Below are 19,781 nucleotides of genomic sequence, written 5' to 3' on the forward strand. Positions count from 1 at the left end.
ACCGCATCGACCACCAGACCGTTTTCATCACCCTATATAGGAACGAGAATTGTGACGAAAAGCATCATAGAGCTGAAGAAAGCCGACCTCACGCTCGGCAATGCCGCCGCCTCCGTTCACGTTCTCAAGAACATCGATCTTTCAATCGGAGAGAGCGAGGCGGTTGGTATCGTCGGCCCCTCCGGATCGGGAAAGTCGACGCTTCTTATGGTGCTTGCCGGTCTCGAGAGGCTCGATAGCGGTGAAATCATCATCGCGGATACGGAACTGCACAAGCTCGGCGAGGACGCACTGGCGGATTTTCGCGGCCGCAACATCGGCATTGTTTTCCAGTCCTTCCATCTCATCGCCAATATGACGGCGCTGGAAAACGTTGCGGTTCCGCTCGAACTGGCAAACACCCCGAACCCCTTCGAGATCGCCAGACGCGAGCTCGTCGCCGTCGGTCTCGGCGAACGCCTCAATCATTATCCCGGCCAGCTCTCCGGCGGCGAGCAGCAGCGTGTCGCCATCGCCCGCGCGCTTGCCCCCTCACCGGCCGTGCTGATTGCTGACGAACCGACCGGCAATCTCGATACCGATACCGGCAGGCAGATCGCCGATCTTCTCTTTGCCAAACAGGCCGAACGCGGCATGACGATGATCCTCGTCACCCACGATCCGTCGCTTGCTGCCCGGTGCTCGCGCCAGATCAAGGTCCGCTCCGGCGAGATAGAGGGCGACAGCGCCACCTCCCATATGGCGCGGGCGGTGTCGGCATGACCGGATCCATTATCCCGTCTCTTGCCAATATCAGAAACGCCGCAAGGCTCGCCCGGCGCGAAATTCGCGGCGGGTTACGCGGCTTTTACATTTTCCTCGCCTGCATCGCGCTTGGAACCGGCGCCATTGCCGCCGTCAATTCCGTCTCACGCGCGGTCACCAGCGCCATCGCCACCGAAGGTCAGTCCATATTGGCGGGCGATGTGCGTTTCGAACTGCGCAACAGGGAAGCGACGGCAGAAGAGCGGGCCTACCTTGATGGGTTAGGCAGCGTCGCGGTGTCCACCGGTCTGCGCTCCATGGCACGTCTTGCCGACGGTTCCGAACAGACGTTGACTGAAGTGAAAGCCATAGACGGCGCTTACCCACTCTATGGCACCTTCGTAGCCGAACCCAACCGACCGATAAGCGAGCTTCTGGCTGGCGACGGCAATAGCTATGGCGCCATTGCCGCGCCGCTTCTGCTGGAACGGCTCGGCATCAAAGTCGGTGATGAAATCCTGCTCGGCAATGTGAAGCTGAAACTGACCGGCACCGTGGTCGACGAGCCGGATGCTCTCTCCGACGGTTTCGGTTTCGCGCCAAGGCTTATGCTCAGCCGCGACGCCCTTTTCGCCTCGGGTCTCGTTCAGAACGGCAGTCTGGTCGAGCATGCCTACAAGATCAGGCTGAACGATCCTTCGGCACGGTCAACGATGACCGATGCGGCCAACAAGGCCTTTCCCGATGCCGGCTGGTCCATCCGCACCAGTGATCGGGCGGCCCCATCGCTCACCGAAAACGTCAATCGCTTCTCGCAATTCCTGACGCTGGTAGGCCTCACCGCCCTCATCGTCGGCGGTGTTGGCGTTGCCAATGCCGTTCGCGCGTTTCTGGATTCCAAGCGCACCACCATCGCCTCGTTGAAATGCCTGGGTGCGCCGGCCTCGGTGGTCACCATGACCTATCTTTTCCAGATCGCCTTCATCGCCGCCGTCGGCATCGTCATCGGCCTCGTGGTCGGCGCCGTCGCGCCCCTCATCGCCATGCGGTTTCTGGAGGGCGTATTGCCCGTGCCGGAGGAGCTTGCCTTTTATCCCGGCGCGCTCGGCCTCGCCGCCCTGTTCGGCCTCCTGACGACGCTCGCCTTCGCCATCGTGCCGCTTGGCCAGGCGCGCGAAGTGCCGGCAACGGCGCTTTTCCGCGAACAGGGTTTCGAGGAGGGCAGCTGGCCATCCTGGCCCTATCTGGCCGCAACCGGCCTGCTGCTGGCGGCGCTCGCCGCGCTGGCCATCTTTTCGGCGGAAGACCGCTTCATCGCCTCTGTCTTCCTGGCGGCCATCGCTTTTGCCTTTGTGGTGCTGCGGCTCGTTGCCTCTGGCGTTAAAGCCATCGCCAAGCGCAGTCCGCGCGTTCATTCGGCTGCGCTCAGGCTGGCGATCGGCAATATTCACCGGCCGGGTGCGCTCACCCCGTCTGTCGTCCTCTCGCTCGGCCTCGGCCTGACCCTGCTCGTGACGCTCACGCTGATCGACGGCAATCTGCGCCGCGAATTGACGGACAGCCTGCCGGACCGCGCACCGAATTTCTTCTTCGTGGATATTCAGGGCAGTGAACTTCAGGGCTTCCGCGATCTTCTGAAGCGGGAAGCGCCGGAAGGCGCGCTGACCGAAGTGCCGATGCTGCGCGGCCGCATCCTGGCGCTCAACGGCGAGGACGTCACGAAAATGGAGGTGCCTCCGGCCGGACGCTGGGTGCTGCGCGGGGACCGGGGTATCACCTATTCGCAGGATATTCCCGAAAACGCGACTCTCACAGAAGGAAGCTGGTGGGGACCGGACTATAGCGGCGAGCCGCTGGTCTCCTTCGCGGCCGAGGAAGCCGGGGAACTGGGTCTCAAGATTGGCGACACGGTGACCGTCAACGTGCTCGGCCGCAGCATAACGGCAAGGATCGCCAATCTGCGCAATGTCGAATGGGAATCCCTGTCGATCAATTTCGTCATGGTGTTTTCGCCAAACACCTTCCGCGGCGCACCGCATGCGTGGCTGGCGACACTCGCCGACCCCTCCGCAACCGCCGCCGACGAAGGCCGCATATTGCGCGCCGTCACCAACGCCTATCCGACGATCACCAGCGTGCGCGTGAAGGATGCGCTCGACGTCGTCAACCGCCTTGTCGGCCAGCTTGCCACCGCCATTCGCGCCGCCGCAGCCGTCGCCCTCATCGCCTCGGTCCTCGTTCTCGCCGGCGCTCTTGCCGCCGGAAACCGCGCCCGCACCCATGACGCGGTCATCCTGAAAACGCTGGGCGGCACACGAAACCTGCTCATCCGCGCCTTCTCCTACGAATATATGATGCTCGGCCTCGCCACCGCCGTCTTCGCACTTTTCGCCGGCGGCGTCTCCGCATGGTTCGTGATCGCCCGCATCATGAAGCTGCCCTCCAGCTTCCTGCCGGATGTGGCGATCGGAACGCTCGTTGTCGCCCTCGTTATGACGGTGGGCATCGGCCTCATCGGCACATGGCGGATTCTCGGGCAGAAAGCGGCCCCGGTTCTCCGGCAGGCAGGTGAATGATCGTCGGTTGTGCACCGCTTAACTTTAACGATTAATTCTTTGTAATGATCGCCAAAACGTGAGCGCTTTTCGCGCATATGGTGTCTTTTCGACGGGAAAAGGCCTTGTATCGAACACGTTCTGCCATCATATTCTTGAACAGGCTTGCTGAAGCTCCGCAGCGGCGCCCGGGAGGTATCCCGACACCGTAGCAATCACGGAGCTCAAAAGAGGAAACAATGGCTGACTTCAATAACTACCAGAACCGCATGGCGCAGACCCGTGCCCAGTCTGGTGCGATGATCGATGAAGGTCTTCGCGCCTATATGCTCAAGGTTTATAACCTGATGGCGCTGGCTCTGGTCATCACCGGCGTTGCAGCGTTCGGCACCTATACGCTTGCCGCCTCCAACCCGGCTTTCGCCCAGCTGCTCTATGCGTCGCCGCTGCGCTGGGTCGTCATGCTGGCTCCGCTCGCACTGGTTTTCTTCCTTAGCTTCCGTATCCAGAACATGAGCGTTTCCGCCGCCCAGACGACATTCTGGATTTATGCGGCGCTGATGGGCGTCTCGCTGTCGGCGATCTTCCTGGTCTTCACCGGCCAGAGCATCGTGCAGACGTTCTTCGTGACCGCCGCCTCGTTCGGCGCGCTCTCGCTTTACGGTTATACGACGAAGAAGGACCTTTCCGGTTTCGGTTCGTTCCTGATCATGGGTCTGTTCGGCCTCATCATCGCTTCCATCGTCAATATCTTCCTTGCATCCTCCGCGCTGCAGTTCGCGATTTCCGCGATCGGCGTGCTGATCTTTGCAGGCCTGACCGCCTACGACACCCAGAAGATCAAGGAAATGTATTTCGATGCTGACGATGTTGCCGTGGCCGGCCGCAAGGCGATCATGGGCGCACTGACGCTCTATCTCGACTTCATCAACCTCTTCACCTTCCTCCTGCAGTTCCTCGGAAACCGCGACGACTAAGGTTAAGGGTTCGATTGCCAGACATACGAAAGGCGGCCCTTCGGCCGCCTTTTTATTTGGGAAGATTCTTCACCCTTATCCCCCAAAGGCGGGCAGTCCGCTTCTGCGAAAGCTCACTCGATGAGCTTCAAAACCTTGTCGAAGACCTTCAGAACCTGCGGCAACTCATGCCCTCGCTTGAGAATGCGGCCATCCGTGTTCACCACGCAGTAGGCGCCCTGTTTCGCAGCCAGCTTGGGGTTTTTCTCGATCCTGAAAAGCGGCATTTCACCTGAACGCTTAAAGACGGAAAACACCGCCTTTTCCTTGAGGTGATCGATGGCGTAGTCACGCCATTCGCCCTCTCCCACCATGCGGCCATAGATGCGCAGGATCGCATCCAGCTCGCGGCGGTGAAAAGTGACCGGCAAAGGGTCCTTGTTCTTTTTATATTCGCGGAGATCGATAACGGTGGAATTGTCACGTGAAGCGGTCTGCACCTGCTGCACATCCGGTTGATCGGTCATCCAATACCTCCGATTCCACCCAAATCATCCGTGCAGTGTGAGCCTGAGAGGGCGAAATTGCAAGTCTTTGCACCGGCATGGCGCACGGGACAGGGAATTCCGGGAAAGGTTCGACAAGCCTTCGATGCGCAGAGTAACCGGAAGACGGCAGCGCCAAATTGCGCCCGCCGATTCCCCGACGAGCGCTGCCAACGGCAAAAGCAGGGGTTAAAAATGGTAACCATTTAGGCAGCCATTTTCACATGGGCTGCCGTATTTCGGTCAAACCATGGCCCGAATTGGGTGGAATAGTCCTATTGTCAATTGATGCCTAGGCACCAAGATGACCCGGTCCGGTGCATTGACCCTTTACCCCCAGCCCCCAATGCCCGGACCGGATCTTCCATCGCCCGACAGGCGATCAGGGGTTTTCGTTTCCAAGCAGGATACTTGCGCCGACGATTGCCGCGGGATCGCCGCCGGCATTGGCCGTCTGCAACAGCACGGCGCAGCCGCCCTTTTTCACCTTGGCCACCACGCTCGCCGGAAGCTTCACCGTCATCGGCGAACCATCCCACATGCCGACCGTCTGCACATCATAGACGCTGTGCCAGTAGGACATTTTTTTCCCCTGGTTTTCGCCCTTCTGCACATCCACGGTCTGCTCGCGCGTGAAATAGGCGACGACGACATCGGCCTTGCCGCTGCCGGCGCCAATATCGATCTCCACCTCGTCACCGGCAAATTTCGACGAGACCGGCACGTTCAGTCCCTTGCCCTCGCGCTTGAACGCATCCAGCCTGTCATAGATGCCGCGAACATCGGCACCCTTGACGTGGTCGCGGCCGTTCAGAATGGCCTGCGGCGTATAGACCCCGTTGCGGCCGAGCGCGCGCATATAACCATATTGCCGGTCGGTATTTTCCTTCGAGGCGAGCGAATCCGTCCAGCCGAGATAGTTCCAGTAATCGACATGGTAGGAAAGACCGACGACATCGCCCTTCTGGATCATCTTGCGCAGGGCTTCATCGGCCGGCGGGCAGGATGAGCATCCCTGCGACGTGAACAATTCGACGACGCCCTTCACGGCCTCCTGCGCCTGCGCGGAGGTGACGAGGAACGTGCCGAGAAGACATATCGACAGGGGGAATTTCAGCGGCATTACAAAAACCTTTGTCCGGAAGAGATCCAGACGAATTGATGCGATCAATCCTGCCGGGATGCAAACCGGAAAATAACGTCTATTGCCCTTCAATAGAAAGTCACGAAGGGGTGAGCGACAATCACAAAAAAAGAGACGATGAAATGGAAAGACGCCGGGATTTCTCCCGGCGTCTTCGATTGTTGAAGCTTTATGCGGCCAGATCGCGAAGAACGGTCTGCAAAATGCCGCCGTTGTTCATGTAGATCACTTCGTCCAGCGTATCGATGCGGCAAAGAAGCGGAACTTCCTTCACCGAACCGTCGCTATAGGTGATCTTGGCGATCTTCTTTTCACGCGGCCTGATTTCACCTTCGAGCCCGTCGATCTCGACGATTTCGTCACCCTTGAGATCGAGGCTCGCCCAGGTCGTGCCTTCTTCGAAGACAAAGGGAACGACGCCCATGCCGACGAGGTTCGAACGGTGGATACGTTCAAAAGACTGCGCGATGACAGCCTTGACGCCGAGCAGGTTGGTGCCCTTAGCCGCCCAGTCGCGGGACGAGCCGTTACCATATTCGACACCGGCGAAGATGACGAGCGGGACGCCTTCCGCCTTGTATTTCATGGCCGCGTCATAGATCGACATCTCTTCCTTGGACGGATAGTGGATGGTGTAGCCACCTTCCTTGCCGTTCGGGCCGAGCATGTGGTTGCGGATGCGGATATTGGCGAAGGTGCCGCGCATCATCACTTCATGGTTGCCGCGACGCGTGCCGTACTGGTTGAAGTCGGCCACGGCGACGCCATGTTCCGTCAGATAGGCGCCGGCAGGCGAAGCAGCCTTGATCGAACCGGCCGGAGAAATATGGTCGGTGGTGATCTTGTCGCCGAAGAGACCGAGGACGCGCGCGCCCTTGATGTTCTTGAGGCCCGACCCCTTTTTGCCCATGCCGACGAAATAGGGCGGGTTTTGAACATAGGTCGACTGGTCGTCCCAGGCATAGGTCTGGCCCGGAGGAACCTGAACCGCCTGCCAGTTCGCATCGCCCTTGAACACGTCGGCATACTTCGTTTCGTAAAGCTCGCGGGTGACGTATTTCAGGATGAATTCCTGGATTTCCTTGGAGGTCGGCCAGATATCCTTGAGGTAGACCGGATTGCCGTTCTGATCGTCGCCGATCGGCTCCTTGGTCAGGTCCTTCTGAACCGTGCCGGCAAGGGCATAGGCCACGACGAGCGGCGGCGAGGCCAGATAGTTCGCCTGAACATCCGGCGAAATACGACCCTCGAAGTTGCGGTTGCCGGAGAGAACACCGGCGGTGATCAGGCCCTTGTCGTTGATCGTCTTGGAGATCGCCGGCGGCAGCGGGCCGGAGTTACCGATGCAGGTCGTGCAGCCGAAGCCGACGAGGTTGAAGCCGATCGCGTCGAGGTCCTTCTGCAGACCGGACTTGTCGAGATATTCGGCAACGACCTGCGATCCGGGCGCGAGCGACGTCTTCACCCACGGCTTGGACTTCAGACCCTTGGCGACCGCGTTGCGGGCGAGAAGGCCGGCAGCGATGAGAACCGAGGGGTTGGAAGTGTTTGTGCAGGAGGTGATGGCGGCAATCGCCACATCGCCATGACCGAGATCGAAAGCCTCACCTTCGACCGCATAACGGCTCGAAAGCTGGCCGGGCTTCTTATAGTCATTTTCAAGAGCCGTCGCGAAATTCGGCGCGATGGTTTCGAGCGGCAGGCGGCCTTCCGGACGCTTAGGCCCCGCCATGGAGGGCACGACGTCGCCGAGGTCGAGTTCCAGCGTATCGGTGAAGACGAGGTCGGAACCGTCGCCGGTGCGCCACATGTCCTGCGCCTTCGAATAGGCTTCGACGAGCGCGATGCGATCCTTGGCACGGCCGGACATGGTCAGGTAATTGATGGTCTCGTTATCGACCGGGAAGAAGCCGCAGGTCGCGCCATATTCCGGGCCCATATTGCCGATGGTGGCGCGGTCGGCCAGAGACATCGAATCGAGGCCGGGGCCGAAGAATTCGACGAATTTGGAGACAACGCCCTTTTTGCGCAGCATCTGCACCACGGTCAGCACGAGGTCGGTCGCGGTCACACCTTCCTTCACCTTGCCGGTCAGCTTGAAGCCGATAACCTCGGGCAGAAGCATGGAGACCGGCTGGCCGAGCATGGCCGCTTCAGCCTCGATACCGCCCACGCCCCAGCCGAGAACGCCGAGACCATTGATCATGGTCGTGTGCGAATCGGTGCCGACGCAGGTATCCGGATAAGCAATCGTCTCGCCATCCTCCTCCTTCGTCCAGACGGTCTGGCCGAGATATTCGAGGTTGACCTGGTGACAGATGCCGGTGCCGGGCGGAACCACACGGAAATTCTCGAACGCCTGCTGGCCCCACTTCAGGAAGCGGTAACGCTCGCCGTTGCGCTCATATTCCAGCTCGACGTTGCGGGCAAAGGCGCTCGGCGTGCCGAATTCGTCGACGATGACCGAGTGGTCGATGACGAGATCGACGGGAACCAGCGGGTTGATCTTTTCCGGATCGCCGCCAAGGGCCTTGATGCCATCACGCATGGCGGCGAGGTCGACAACGGCGGGAACGCCGGTAAAGTCCTGCATCAGAACGCGGGCGGGGCGATAGGCGATTTCGGTTTCGGTCAGGCCCTTGTTGTTCAGCCATTCGGAAACCGCCAGAATGTGTTCCTTGGTGACGGACTGGCCGTCCTCGAAACGCAGCAGGTTTTCCAAGAGAACCTTCATGGAATAGGGCAGCTTGGAAACGCCCTTCAGGCCATTGGCTTCAGCCTTGGGAAGGCTAAAATAGACGTATTCCTTACCGTCAACGGTAAGGACGGAACGACATTGGAAACTGTCGAGTGATTTGGGCATGGATGAAAACCCCGCTTACTCTGATAGCCAACACGTGCGTGCGGACACCTATGCACTCATGCACATCAGGATGCGGGTACGACCATTTCCGCTGTCCGCACGTGAAAATTGCTCCTCGCAATCGTCAAGTCCGGCGCAAGATGATGTTCACGCCGGCCGCTGGCGTGTTGACACCCATATAGATAATTTCTCTAAAACGTGCCAGACCATTCAACGAACCTAATCGATTTTTTTATGATCGAGACGACGAAATCATAATCGGAACCGCAGCATGGATTTGACGGCGGAAAATCTTGGCGTGCGACGCGGCGAAGATTTCATATTCATGAATACTTCCTTCAAGTTAAGCGACGGTGAGGCTCTTGTGCTGACCGGCCGCAACGGCTCGGGAAAATCCACCCTGCTGCGCACGGTGGCCGGCCTGCTGCGGCCCGAACAGGGACGAATAAAGATAGCCGGCAAAGAAATTGAAGCTGACATGCGCCCGTCCGAGGCCTGCCATTATCTTGGCCATCGCAATGCGATGAAAACCGAACTGACCGTTTCGGAGAATCTTCGGTTCTGGAAAGACTTCCTCGGCGATTTTTCCGGCGGTGCGGGCGTGGCGATTGATGAGGCGGCGGAAATCGTCGGCCTCGCCGGCATTACCCACCTGCCCTTCGGTTATCTCTCCGCCGGCCAGCAGCGGCGTTTTGCCATGGCCAAACTTTTGATTGCATGGCGGCCGGTTTGGATTCTCGATGAGCCGACGGCGGCGCTTGATAAGGCTGCGGACGGGATGTTTACCGATCTCGTGAAAAACCACCTTGGGAAAGGCGGCATCGTTCTGGCCGCTACCCATCAGCCTTTGGGGCTGGAGAGCGCGCGGGAATTGCGGATGACGGGGTTTGCGGGTGTGGAGGCTTGGGCATGAGGGCGATGTGCGCGGGGCATACCCCCCTCTGCCCTGCCGGGCATCTCCCCCACAAGGGGGGAGATCGATCTGCGGCAAGGTCTCGCCCATCTCTACGTCTGAGAATAAAGCAGCGGAAGAGCCTCTTGCCGATCTCCCCCCCTGAGGGGGAGATGCCCGGCAGGGCAGAGGGGGGTAACGCCGCGAACTCGAGGGCGTCCCAATGACCGCCCTCTTCCTCCGCGACATCAAACTCTCCATCCGCGCCGGCGGCGGCGCGCTGATCGGCGTGCTGTTTTTCATGACAGTGGTTGCCGTCATCCCCTTCGGCGTCGGCCCCGATCTCAACCTGCTCGCCCGCATCGGCCCCGCTATCGTCTGGATCGGCGCGCTGCTCTCCGCCCTTCTCGGCCTCGACCGGCTGTTTCAGGCCGAGCGGGATGACGGATCCCTCGATCTGATCCTGATGCAGGAAACTCCGCTGGTGCTGACCGTGTTCGTAAAATGCCTGGCACACTGGGTCACGACCGGTCTGCCGCTGGTGCTTGCATCCCCTCTGCTTGGCCTCTTCATGAACATGGACGAAGTGGCGATCGGCGCCGTGATGCTTACCCTTCTCGTCGGCTCGCCCGCCATCACCTTCATCGGCGCGGTGGGCGCGGCGGTTGCCGTGGCTTTGCCACGCGGAGGGCTTCTGGTTTCCATCCTCGTCCTGCCGCTCGCCATTCCCGTGCTGATCTTCGGCGTCAGCGCCTCCTATGCGGCGGTGCAGGATCCAGCGCCCTTCATGCCGCCATTTCTCATTCTGTGTGCGATCACGTTATTTTCAGCCGTGACCGGACCTTTCTTCGCCGCTTTGGCGCTGCGCAATGTTATGGATTGATGAAACCACGCCAGACGATCCCCGATTGACAGGGATCAATTGCGGGGCGGCCATTCTCGGGTTACACAAACGGCATGAACGAGCAGACCTTCACCATCACCAAATTCAGTGATCTCGCCAATCCCACCCGGTTTCTGGCGCTGGCGGCACGTATTCTGCCATGGCTCGCTGCGCTCACGGCGCTGGTGCTGGCCGCCGGTCTTTATCTGTCCTTCACCACCGAAGGCGATTACCAGCAGGGTTACACGGTGCGCATCATGTATGTGCATGTGCCCTCAGCCTGGCTTGCCATGATGTGTTATTCGGTCATGGCGGTTTCGGCCATCGGCACGCTTGTCTGGCGTCATCCGCTGGCGGATGTCAGCCACAAGGCCGCCGCCCCCATCGGCGCCGCCTTCACGCTGATTGCGCTCGTCACCGGCTCGCTCTGGGGTAAACCCATGTGGGGAACCTGGTGGGTCTGGGATGCGCGGCTGACCTCCGTTTTCGTCCTCTTCCTGATGTATCTCGGGCTGATAGCGCTCAACCGCGCCATGGACGACCCGTCCAGAGCCGCCCGCGTCAGCGCCGTGCTGATCCTCGTCGGTTTCGTGAATATCCCCATCATCAAATTTTCGGTCGAGTGGTGGAACACGCTGCACCAGCCGGCAAGCGTCATCCGCATGGGCGGTTCCGCCATCGATGCGGAATTCCTCTGGCCGCTGCTGACCATGGCCGTGGGCTTCACACTGCTGTTCTTCACCCTGCACATCGCCGCCATGCGCAACGAAATCTGGCGTCGGCGCGTGGCCGCGCAGCGGCGTCTCGCCGCCCGCATGGCGAACCGGGAGGGCTGAGGGGATGACGCACGCCTTTTATATCGGCATGTCCTATGGGGCGACCAGCCTTGTCGTTCTCTGTCTCATCGCCTGGGTCGTCGTGGACGGTCAGGCACGCAAACGGGAATTGAAGGAACTAGAGGCATCCGGCGTACGCCGCAGGGCGAGAGCCGGTTCCGCAGGTGACGCGCAATGACGCAGGCTGACCGGGACACCAAGGCCAAAACGACAGGCCGTGCACGCTATGCGCTGGCGCTGCTGCCGTTGCTGCTGTTCGGCGGTTTCGCCCTCGTCGCCGGCAAGATGCTTTACGATCAGGACGTGAACGGGCTGGATATCAGCGCCATTCCCTCGGCGCTGATCGGCACCAGGGCGCCCACCCTGTCGCTACCGCCGCTGGAAGGCTCCAACCTGCCGGCGCTGACCGATGCCGCCATCAAGGGCAAGCTGACTTTGGTGAACGTCTTCGCCTCCTGGTGCATTCCCTGCCGGCAGGAGCATCCGCTGCTTCAGGAATTGGCGAAAGACAGCCGCATCACCGTCGTCGGCATCAACTACAAGGACAAGCAGGATAATGGGCTGCGCTTCCTCGGCGAGCTCGGCAATCCCTTTGCTGCGATAGGCGTCGATCCGAACGGCAAGGCCGCGATAGATTGGGGCGTCTACGGCATTCCGGAGAGTTATCTGGTCGGCGCGGATGGCACGATCCTTTATAAAAAGGTCGGCCCCTTCGATGCCCGCAGCGTCGAGCGCGACCTGCTGCCAGCCATTACGGCCGCAGCCGGGAAATAACCCGCTCCGCAAGGCGTCACCCCTTGGTAACGACCCTCAGCGAAGGGCCTTCAGCCGGCAGACGTATGCCTTCCAGCACCACCTGATCGCGACCGCCGTGTTTTGCGGCATAGAGACTGTCATCGGCCCGCTTGATGGCGTCATGAATGGAATGATCTCCCCTCGCGACGGCCGAGACACCGAAGCTCGCGGTGATCTGGCTGGTTACACCCCGGTTGCGCCAATCGAGCGACGAAAGACCTGTCCGCATGCCATTGGCCAGCTGGCCGGCTGCGGCAGCTGTCTGGCCGGGCAGGAAGACAACGAATTCCTCACCGCCAAAGCGCGCCACCAGCGCATCCCCGGGCGCGTTTCTTCTGAGAAGATCGGAAAGGCCGATAAGAACGATATCGCCGGCCGCATGACCGTAGACGTCATTGATGCGCTTGAAGTGGTCTATGTCGCAGGCGATGACCGCACCCTCAGGCGTATCGTTGCGAAAATCGGGAACACGGCGATCAAAGCCGCGCCGGTTCAGCACATCCGTCAGCGGATCATGCTCTGCCGCATGCAGATGCCGGTCGACGGTGACGGAAATCTGACTCGCGAGCACGGAGAGCGCCAGCAGGAAGCCGAAGATGCTGGCGGCAAGCTGCATGTAGAAAGCATAGTCGGATTCGAAGAATTCGCTGAGTTCGATCATCGAGCCGCTCGGCGTCATCACCAGCAGCATGCCGATGCGCACCAGCGTCTCCAGCACCACAAGGCAGGCAATTCCCACCATCAGCCTGTCGGCAAGCGCCACCGGCCGCTTCCGCACGATCCAGACCGGGATCGCGAGCAAAAGGGCGCAGACGAGATCGCCGATGACGAGCTCGCGTTTCAGATCCGGCGTGACGAAGACATGGAAAGAGACCAGCAAAACCGCGGCAACCACGATCGACAGCCTGCCCGTGATATAAAGCGGACGCCCGAAATGGACGAGCAGAGCGTGGCCATAGAGGAAGAAGGCGGAGAAGAACAACAGGTTCGAAACAATCGCCTGTATTTCGAAGGGCAGGCCGCCAAGCACCAAAGGTGTCGCAAAACCGAAGGCCGCCGAAAGATATCCTATACCCCAATAGCGGGCGGAAGCGTGGCCGATCCTTTGCAGGAACAGGAACACCACGCCGAATGTCAGCATGATGAAGGGGAGAAGATAGGCGAAGTTGTCTTGCAATGGGTTCTGCCGGAGGGAGATACGAGCCTTTGCCTGACACTACCGCAATGCCATTAAGAAAACCTGCATATATTGCGCGGCTTCCGTGCCTTTCGGCCCGCCGCCCAGGAAAACCCGTTCACATTTGCGGGAGCGCGTTCTGCCATTCCTTGATCGCGTCCACGGGCCAGAGCAGCATGACCACGTTCAGCGTCAGGTTGTCACGGATCAGCCAGCCGGTGAAGATTTCGAAGAAGATGGCGATCACAACCGTCAGCCACACCGGCACGCGGGCGGCGAAGAGGAAACCCAGCACCATAAAAACCGTATCCATCGCCGAGTTCAATATGCTGTCGCCGGTGTAACCCAGCGCCATCGTCGCGGTGCGGTAACGATCGATGATGAGAGGCGAGTTTTCGAGGATTTCCCATGCCGCTTCCACCAGAACCGCGAGCGAAAGCCGCATGGAAAGGGGCTTATTACGGAACAGCAGCCAGGCGAACCAGTAGAACAGGAAGCCATGAATGATATGTGAGGGCGTATACCAGTCGGCCAGATGCTGGGAATTGCCCGGCGTGTTCACGCCCGGCTCGAACAGCTTCACATAACCGCATTCGCAGATCGGAATGCGGCCCATGGCGTAGAGGATGACGATCTGCAGGAGAAGCAGCCCGGCGGCCACGCCGAACCATTTGAGCGAGCGCGAACGGGAAGCCGACATCTCTGCAACTGTCATTTTTCGTCCTTGTTGAGCGGTTCCAGCGAATGGCGCATGACGAGCGGCATCTGCGCCATGGTGAAGATGATGGTGATCGGCATCGTGCCCCACACCTTGAAGGCAACCCAGGTGTCGGTGGTGAACATGCGCCACACCACCTCATTCAGCACCGCAAGAAAGAGGAAGAATACACCCCAGCGCAGCGTCAGCTTGCGCCAGCCCTCATCCGTCAGCCTGAAGGCCGAGTTGAAGACATAACCGAGCAGCGACTGCCCGAAGAACAGGCCGCCGAGCAGAATGACACCGAACAGCGTGTTGACGATGGTCGGCTTCATCTTGATGAAGGTGTCGTTCTGCAGCCAAAGCGTCAGCGCGCCGAACACGAACACCACGATGCCCGATATGAGCGGCATGATCGGCAACTTGCGCGTCAGCACCCATGAGACGGAAAGCGCCAAAGCCGTTGCAATCATGAACAGGCCGGTGGCGATGAAGATCGGCCCGCCGAATTCCGTCAGAACCGGAAAAGTCGACGCCAGCCATTCGCCGCGGGAATTGGCGAAGAAGAACACCATGAGCGGGCCAAGCTCGAGCACGAATTTCAGGAGCGGGCTGATTTCCGCCACCATCTTTTCGCTTTCCTTGGAATTGCTTTCAATATCCATACTCAAACTCCCGCAATGGCCTTGGCGAAATCTTCCGCCTCGAAGGGCTCCAGATCATCAACACCTTCACCCACACCGATGAAATAAACCGGCAGCTTGTGTTTGGCAGCGATGGCAACGAGGATACCGCCCCGCGCCGTGCCATCCAATTTTGTCATAATCAGGCCCGAAACACCCGCGACATTGCGGAATATTTCCACCTGGTTCATGGCGTTCTGGCCGGTCGTCGCATCCAGCGTCTGCAGCACGGTGTGCGGTGCGTCCGGATCGAGCTTGCCAAGCACGCGCACGATCTTTTCCAGCTCCGCCATCAGCTCCGTCTTGTTCTGCAGGCGGCCGGCCGTATCGATGATGAGCACATCGCTTTTCTGCGCCCGCGCCTGCTCATAGGCGTCATAGGCAAGCCCCGCCGCATCTGCGCCGAGCTTGGTGCCTATGAATTGCGAACCGGTGCGGTCCGCCCAGATCTTGAGCTGCTCGATGGCCGCCGCGCGGAACGTATCGCCGGCCGCCAGCATCACCTTGAGGCCCGAACCGGAAAGCTTGGCGGCAAGCTTGCCGATAGTCGTCGTCTTGCCCGTACCGTTCACACCGACAACGAGAATGACATGCGGCTTGTGTGAAAGATCGAGTTCCAGCGGTTTGGCGACAGGCTTCAGGACCTTGGTGATCTCGCCTGCCATGATGCGGGCCACATCCTCGCCGCTCACATCCTTGCCGTAACGCTCGGAAGACAGGGCACCGGTGATGCGCATGGCGGTCTCGACGCCAAGATCGGACTGGATGAGAAGATCCTCCAGCTCATCGAGCGTATCCTCATCCAGCTTGCGCTTGGTGAAGAGCGCCGAAATCTGCGTGGTCAGCTGCGACGACGTGCGGGCAAGCCCGGCCCGAAGGCGCTGAAACCATGTCAGTTTTACCTGCGGTGCGGCAGGGGCAGGCTCCTGCCGCTCACTGGCGGACGAAAAACCCTTTGGTAGAGCTGGCGGTATAGCAGAGGGCTCGGCGGCAGTCGCGGCTTCGGCCTCGTCAAGCAGCGCATCCATCGCATCCGCATCCAGCACGACATCCGCTGCTTCGGGGGCAGATTCGACCTGCTCTTCGGCGGCTGCTTCCGCCTGTAGCAACGACAGCGGCACTACACCCACATCGCCGGAAAGCTCGGCACCGGGCAGAAGCGGTGCGTCCTCTTCCTCGTCATCGTCGGAAAGGACCACGTCCGTGGCCTCGTCCGGGGCTGGCCCGCCGGCCGTCTCCATCTCCAGTTCGGAAACCGGGTCCTTGTCGACAGGGCCATGCGCTTCGGCATCGCTCAGCGCCGCTTCGAAGGAGGCGTTTTCATTGCCGCGCTCGGGCGCGGCGTCCTCTTGCGGCCGGTCGTCCGTTTCGGCCTTGTCCTTGCCGAACGAAAAGACTTTTTTGATGAAGCCGAGGGCCATGGTCGTTCCCGTGTCTTTTCTCTTGTGCCGCCTCAGGCCGCATCCGCCGCCAGAAGCTTCATGTTCAGATGTTTGCCGTTGTGGCCGGTAATCGCAACCTGCGCAAGAGTGCGCGGGGCAAGATGCGGTGCCTCCACCAGCGTGAAATTGTCGGTATGGGCAAAACCGTTGTTTTCAACGAGGATCGTCTGCACCGAACCGACCATATTTTGTAGATGCGCCAGCTTCAGCGCCTCGCCGCGCTCCCGAAGCCTCGCCGCTCGCTCCTTCACCAAAGCCCGGTCAAGCTGCGGCATGCGCGCCGCCGGCGTGCCGGCACGTGGGCTATAGGGAAACACATGCAGGCTGGAAATGCCGCATTCTTCCGCAAGCGTCGCGGCGTTTTCGAACATGTCTTCCGTCTCGGTCGGGAAACCGGCAATCATATCCGCACCGAAGGCGATATCGGGCCTCAGTGATCGCACCTCGTTGCAGAAGCGAATGGCATCAGCCCGCAAATGGCGGCGTTTCATGCGTTTCAGGATCATGTCGTCGCCATGCTGGAGGGACAGGTGCAGATGCGGCATGAAACGCGGCTCATCGGCAATCAGATCCATCAGATGGCGGTCGGCCTCGATACTGTCGATGGAGGAGAGCCGCAGCCGCAAGATGTCCGGCACCTGCTTCAGCAAAGTCTTGGCGAGATAACCGAGGGAAGGCTCGCCCGGCAGGTCCGCGCCATAGCTCGTGGCGTCCACCCCGGTCAGCACGATCTCACAATAGCCGCTTTCCGTCAGCCTGCGCGCCTGATCCACCACGGCACCCATCGGCACGGAGCGGGAATTGCCGCGCCCATAGGGAATGATGCAGAAGGTGCAGCGATGATCGCAGCCGTTCTGCACCTGAATGAAGGCGCGCACATGCCCATCTATGTGCTTCACCATCTGCGGCGCGGTGGCCTTGATGCTCATGATATCGTTGACGCGCAGCTTTTCTTCCGCCGAAACGCCGAAATCCGGCAGCGCACGATAGGAGGCGCTTTTCAGCTTCTCCTCATTGCCCAGCACCGCATCCACCTCGGGCATCTCGGCGAAGGTCTGCTTCTCGGTCTGGGCGGCGCAGCCGGTAACGATGATGCGCGCATGCGGATTGTCGCGCCTTGCCCGGCGGATCGCCTGGCGCGCCTGGCGCACCGCCTCACCAGTCACCGCGCAGGTATTGACCAGCACGGCATTGTTGAGCCCGGCCTTTTCGGCCTCCGCCCGCATCACTTCCGATTCATAGGTGTTGAGACGACAGCCGAAGGTTATGACCTCGACGCCGCTCATACAGCCCCCCGCTCGACCGCATCGCGCGCCCAGGCGCCGGTGAAGGGATCGACAGAACCCGACCATTCCCATTCGGCAGGGCCTGTCATGATGACGTGGTTGTCCTCGCGCCACTCAATGGTCAACGGCACACGAATGGGGCTTGATGCGACATCGATGGTGACCTTCCGGCCAGTGCGGCCCGTGCGCGCCGCTGAAACCGCTGAAGCGCAGGCGGCCGAACCGCAGGCGAGCGTCAGCCCGGCGCCGCGCTCCCAGGTACGGGTGCGCAGCGCGCTGTCGGAAATTACCTGCGCCAGCGTGATATTGGCCTTTTCCGGAAACATCGGGTGATTTTCGAGCAGAGGTCCGAAACGTTCGAGATCGAACTCCATCGGATCGCGATCCACCCAGAAAATCGCATGCGGGTTGCCCATGGACATCACGGCCGGCGAATGCAGGATCGGCGCATCGATCGGCCCGATCTGCAATTCGATGCGGCTGGTATCATGGAATTCTTCCGAAAGCGGAATATCGCTCCAGCGGAAACGCGGCAGGCCCATATCGACGGAAATCATGCCGTCTTCATGTTCGACGGCATTCAGAATGCCCGCCACCGTCTGGAAGGTGAAACTGGTCTTGCCGGTTTCGGAAGACAGCGCCTGTACCACGCAGCGTGTGCCATTGCCGCAGGCCTGCGCCTTCGTGCCATCGCAATTGAGGATGTCGATAAAGGCATCCGTGCCACCGACACGCGGATCGTGGATGGCCATGATCTGGTCGAACTGTGTGGCAGCATCGGCGTTCAGCGCAATCGCCGCCGCTGGCGTGACCATATCCTTACGGCCGCGCATGTCGATAACGAGGATCTTGTTGCCAAGCCCGTTCATCTTCGCAAATTCGACCGTATCCGCCATTGCCCTAAACCTGAAAACTGTCTGAAAATCGGATTGCATAGGGATTTTCCCCGCACTTTCGCCCTATATGGCGGAAAGGACAGCAAATTACCAGACTGTTGCGGCGCAAACGCGGCAGTGGTCAGGCGGAAGGTACGTCGAAGACTTCGCCGGGGCGCATGGGCTGAAAACGGCTCTCATCCACCCCCTGCTCCTTGAGTGCCGCCTTGAGCGCCACGAGCGGGGCGTCCACCGCCTCATCGGTCAGCTGCACGGTGCCCCAGTGATGACCGCAGACATGCGCCGCACCGCAAAGCTTCATGCCTTCCACGGCTTCCGCCGGGTTCTGGTGCTGGCCCTTCATGAACCAGCGCGGTTCATAAGCACCGAAAGGCAGGTTGGCGAGGCGGAAATCGCCGTGCTTCTTGCGCGCGGCGTAGTAATTGCGGCCTTCATGGAAGCCGGTATCACCGATATGGTAGATTTTGCCGCCGGGTGTTTCGATGACGAAGGCTGCCCATAATGCCATGCGCCGGTCGTTCAGACCGCGGGCTGACCAATGGTGGCAAGGCTCGAAGTGAATTTTCACTGCGCCCACCTCAATCACATCGTTCCAGTCACCCACTTCGATACGCGCCGCTTCGACACCGGTGCGGATGATGGCGTCATTGCCGAGCGGCGTGATGAAAAGCGGCTTGTGCGCCACATGCAGGCGCTTCAGCGTCTCCATATCCAGATGGTCGTAGTGATTGTGCGTCACGAGTACCAGATCGATGGGCGGCAGCTCCTCGAAACGGATGCCGGGCGCATTGACCCGTTTGGGACCGGCGAAGCTGAACGGGCTGGTGCGCTGCGACCACACCGGATCGATGAGAATATTCAGCCCCGCCGTCTGGATGAGAAACGAGGCATGGCCGACGAAAGTGACGCGCATATCCCTGCCTTCGATCCGGGCTTCCGGTTTTGCGAAGGGAAAGGGGCTCGGATAGCTTTCCGGCCATGTGGCGCGCTCGCCATTGAAGCGCCATTTCATAAGGCCCATGAAATTGCCGGGCGGCGAACCGCCGGGATTGAAGAAGCGCACCCCGTCGAAATGATCGGAGATCGGGCCGCTATAATAGGCGCTCGCGTTCGAACGGCGGGCATAGAGGCCCCCACCCGCCAGAGCGAGCAGACCAAGAGCGGAAAAACGAAAGAAGTTTCGACGTTTCATGACAAAGGTATAGGGAGCGAAAGGGGCCCGTTCAAGCGCCGCAATGGCCGCCTGCGGCCAATCACGCAAAGATGAAATGCGGGCCTTTTCGTCCACAAACCCGCGCCGCCTTGACTTTTCCCGCACTTTCCTGTTTATCCCGCCCATCAGCTGGCAGTTTCACGACTCCAAGCCGCCGACCAGGACCCGCAAAGG

The 19,781-nt window shown here is 60.3% G+C and carries 18 protein-coding genes; 8 read left to right on the forward strand and 10 right to left on the reverse strand.

Annotated features, from left to right (window positions below; all coding sequences use genetic code 11):
• The first annotated feature begins 51 nt into the window (after positions 1-51).
• From ACQZ5G_RS18480 to ACQZ5G_RS18490, 3 genes are all read left to right on the forward strand, one after another.
• The gene (locus tag ACQZ5G_RS18480) at positions 52-762 is read left to right on the forward strand and encodes an ABC transporter ATP-binding protein (protein ID WP_035263238.1); all 711 of its coding nucleotides are present in this window, start codon (positions 52-54) and stop codon (positions 760-762) included.
• Positions 759-3,320, forward strand: coding sequence for an ABC transporter permease (locus ACQZ5G_RS18485; RefSeq protein ID WP_448737970.1), 2,562 nt, complete (start codon positions 759-761; stop codon positions 3,318-3,320). The genes ACQZ5G_RS18480 and ACQZ5G_RS18485 overlap by 4 nt, the downstream gene beginning before the upstream one ends.
• Positions 3,321-3,538: 218 nt before the next feature.
• On the forward strand, positions 3,539-4,276 hold the full coding sequence (locus ACQZ5G_RS18490; protein ID WP_448737971.1) for a Bax inhibitor-1/YccA family protein: 738 nt from the start codon (positions 3,539-3,541) through the stop codon (positions 4,274-4,276).
• Between the two features lie 113 nt (positions 4,277-4,389).
• On the opposite strand, the gene ACQZ5G_RS18495 is transcribed toward ACQZ5G_RS18490, so the two are convergent.
• The 3 genes from ACQZ5G_RS18495 to acnA form a co-directional block, all read right to left on the reverse strand.
• Complete coding sequence (locus ACQZ5G_RS18495) at positions 4,390-4,782, reverse strand: DUF2794 domain-containing protein (RefSeq protein WP_003523170.1); 393 nt, start codon at positions 4,780-4,782, stop codon at positions 4,390-4,392.
• A gap of 400 nt (positions 4,783-5,182) precedes the next feature.
• The gene (locus ACQZ5G_RS18500) at positions 5,183-5,923 is read right to left on the reverse strand and encodes a DUF1223 domain-containing protein (RefSeq protein ID WP_003523168.1); all 741 of its coding nucleotides are present in this window, start codon (positions 5,921-5,923) and stop codon (positions 5,183-5,185) included.
• 190 nt (positions 5,924-6,113) lie between these two features.
• Complete coding sequence (gene acnA, locus ACQZ5G_RS18505) at positions 6,114-8,807, reverse strand: aconitate hydratase AcnA (RefSeq protein WP_448737972.1); 2,694 nt, start codon at positions 8,805-8,807, stop codon at positions 6,114-6,116.
• Between the two features lie 271 nt (positions 8,808-9,078).
• Between acnA and ccmA the strand changes: the two genes are divergently transcribed.
• From ccmA to ACQZ5G_RS18530, 5 genes are all read left to right on the forward strand, one after another.
• Entirely contained in the window at positions 9,079-9,720 is a 642-nt protein-coding gene (gene ccmA, locus ACQZ5G_RS18510) for a heme ABC exporter ATP-binding protein CcmA (protein WP_448737973.1), read from the forward strand.
• Between the two features lie 202 nt (positions 9,721-9,922).
• Positions 9,923-10,582 carry a heme exporter protein CcmB gene (gene ccmB, locus ACQZ5G_RS18515; protein WP_003505065.1) on the forward strand — a complete coding sequence of 220 codons (660 nt, stop codon included), beginning with the start codon at positions 9,923-9,925 and terminating at the stop codon, positions 10,580-10,582.
• 74 nt (positions 10,583-10,656) lie between these two features.
• Complete coding sequence (locus tag ACQZ5G_RS18520; protein WP_035261524.1) at positions 10,657-11,418, forward strand: heme ABC transporter permease; 762 nt, start codon at positions 10,657-10,659, stop codon at positions 11,416-11,418.
• A 4-nt stretch (positions 11,419-11,422) separates the two neighbouring features.
• Entirely contained in the window at positions 11,423-11,596 is a 174-nt protein-coding gene (ccmD, locus tag ACQZ5G_RS18525) for a heme exporter protein CcmD (protein ID WP_448737974.1), read from the forward strand.
• Positions 11,593-12,192 (forward strand): DsbE family thiol:disulfide interchange protein, encoded by a 600-nt coding sequence (locus ACQZ5G_RS18530; protein WP_448737975.1) that lies wholly within the window; start codon positions 11,593-11,595, stop codon positions 12,190-12,192. The genes ccmD and ACQZ5G_RS18530 overlap by 4 nt, the downstream gene beginning before the upstream one ends.
• A 16-nt stretch (positions 12,193-12,208) precedes the next feature.
• On the opposite strand, the gene ACQZ5G_RS18535 is transcribed toward ACQZ5G_RS18530, so the two are convergent.
• The 7 genes from ACQZ5G_RS18535 to ACQZ5G_RS18565 all read right to left on the reverse strand — a co-directional run bounded on the left by ACQZ5G_RS18535 (position 12,209) and on the right by ACQZ5G_RS18565 (position 19,586).
• On the reverse strand, positions 12,209-13,390 hold the full coding sequence (locus ACQZ5G_RS18535) for a diguanylate cyclase (protein ID WP_448737976.1): 1,182 nt from the start codon (positions 13,388-13,390) through the stop codon (positions 12,209-12,211).
• 118 nt (positions 13,391-13,508) lie between these two features.
• Entirely contained in the window at positions 13,509-14,105 is a 597-nt protein-coding gene (locus ACQZ5G_RS18540; protein WP_003520518.1) for a DUF2585 domain-containing protein, read from the reverse strand.
• Positions 14,102-14,752: a septation protein A gene (locus ACQZ5G_RS18545; protein ID WP_003520517.1), complete on the reverse strand. Its 651-nt coding sequence runs from the start codon at positions 14,750-14,752 to the stop codon at positions 14,102-14,104. The genes ACQZ5G_RS18540 and ACQZ5G_RS18545 overlap by 4 nt, the downstream gene beginning before the upstream one ends.
• 2 nt (positions 14,753-14,754) lie before the next feature.
• Positions 14,755-16,191: a signal recognition particle-docking protein FtsY gene (ftsY, locus tag ACQZ5G_RS18550; protein ID WP_448737977.1), complete on the reverse strand. Its 1,437-nt coding sequence runs from the start codon at positions 16,189-16,191 to the stop codon at positions 14,755-14,757.
• Positions 16,192-16,223: 32 nt separating this feature from the next.
• Positions 16,224-17,498 (reverse strand): tRNA (N(6)-L-threonylcarbamoyladenosine(37)-C(2))-methylthiotransferase MtaB, encoded by a 1,275-nt coding sequence (mtaB, locus tag ACQZ5G_RS18555; protein WP_448737978.1) that lies wholly within the window; start codon positions 17,496-17,498, stop codon positions 16,224-16,226.
• On the reverse strand, positions 17,495-18,394 hold the full coding sequence (dapF, locus tag ACQZ5G_RS18560) for a diaminopimelate epimerase (RefSeq protein WP_448737979.1): 900 nt from the start codon (positions 18,392-18,394) through the stop codon (positions 17,495-17,497). The genes mtaB and dapF overlap by 4 nt, the downstream gene beginning before the upstream one ends.
• A 121-nt stretch (positions 18,395-18,515) precedes the next feature.
• Positions 18,516-19,586, reverse strand: coding sequence for an MBL fold metallo-hydrolase (locus ACQZ5G_RS18565; protein WP_448738077.1), 1,071 nt, complete (start codon positions 19,584-19,586; stop codon positions 18,516-18,518).
• Positions 19,587-19,781 lie beyond the last annotated feature (195 nt).

Source organism: Agrobacterium sp. 22-214-1, assembly GCF_053522465.1.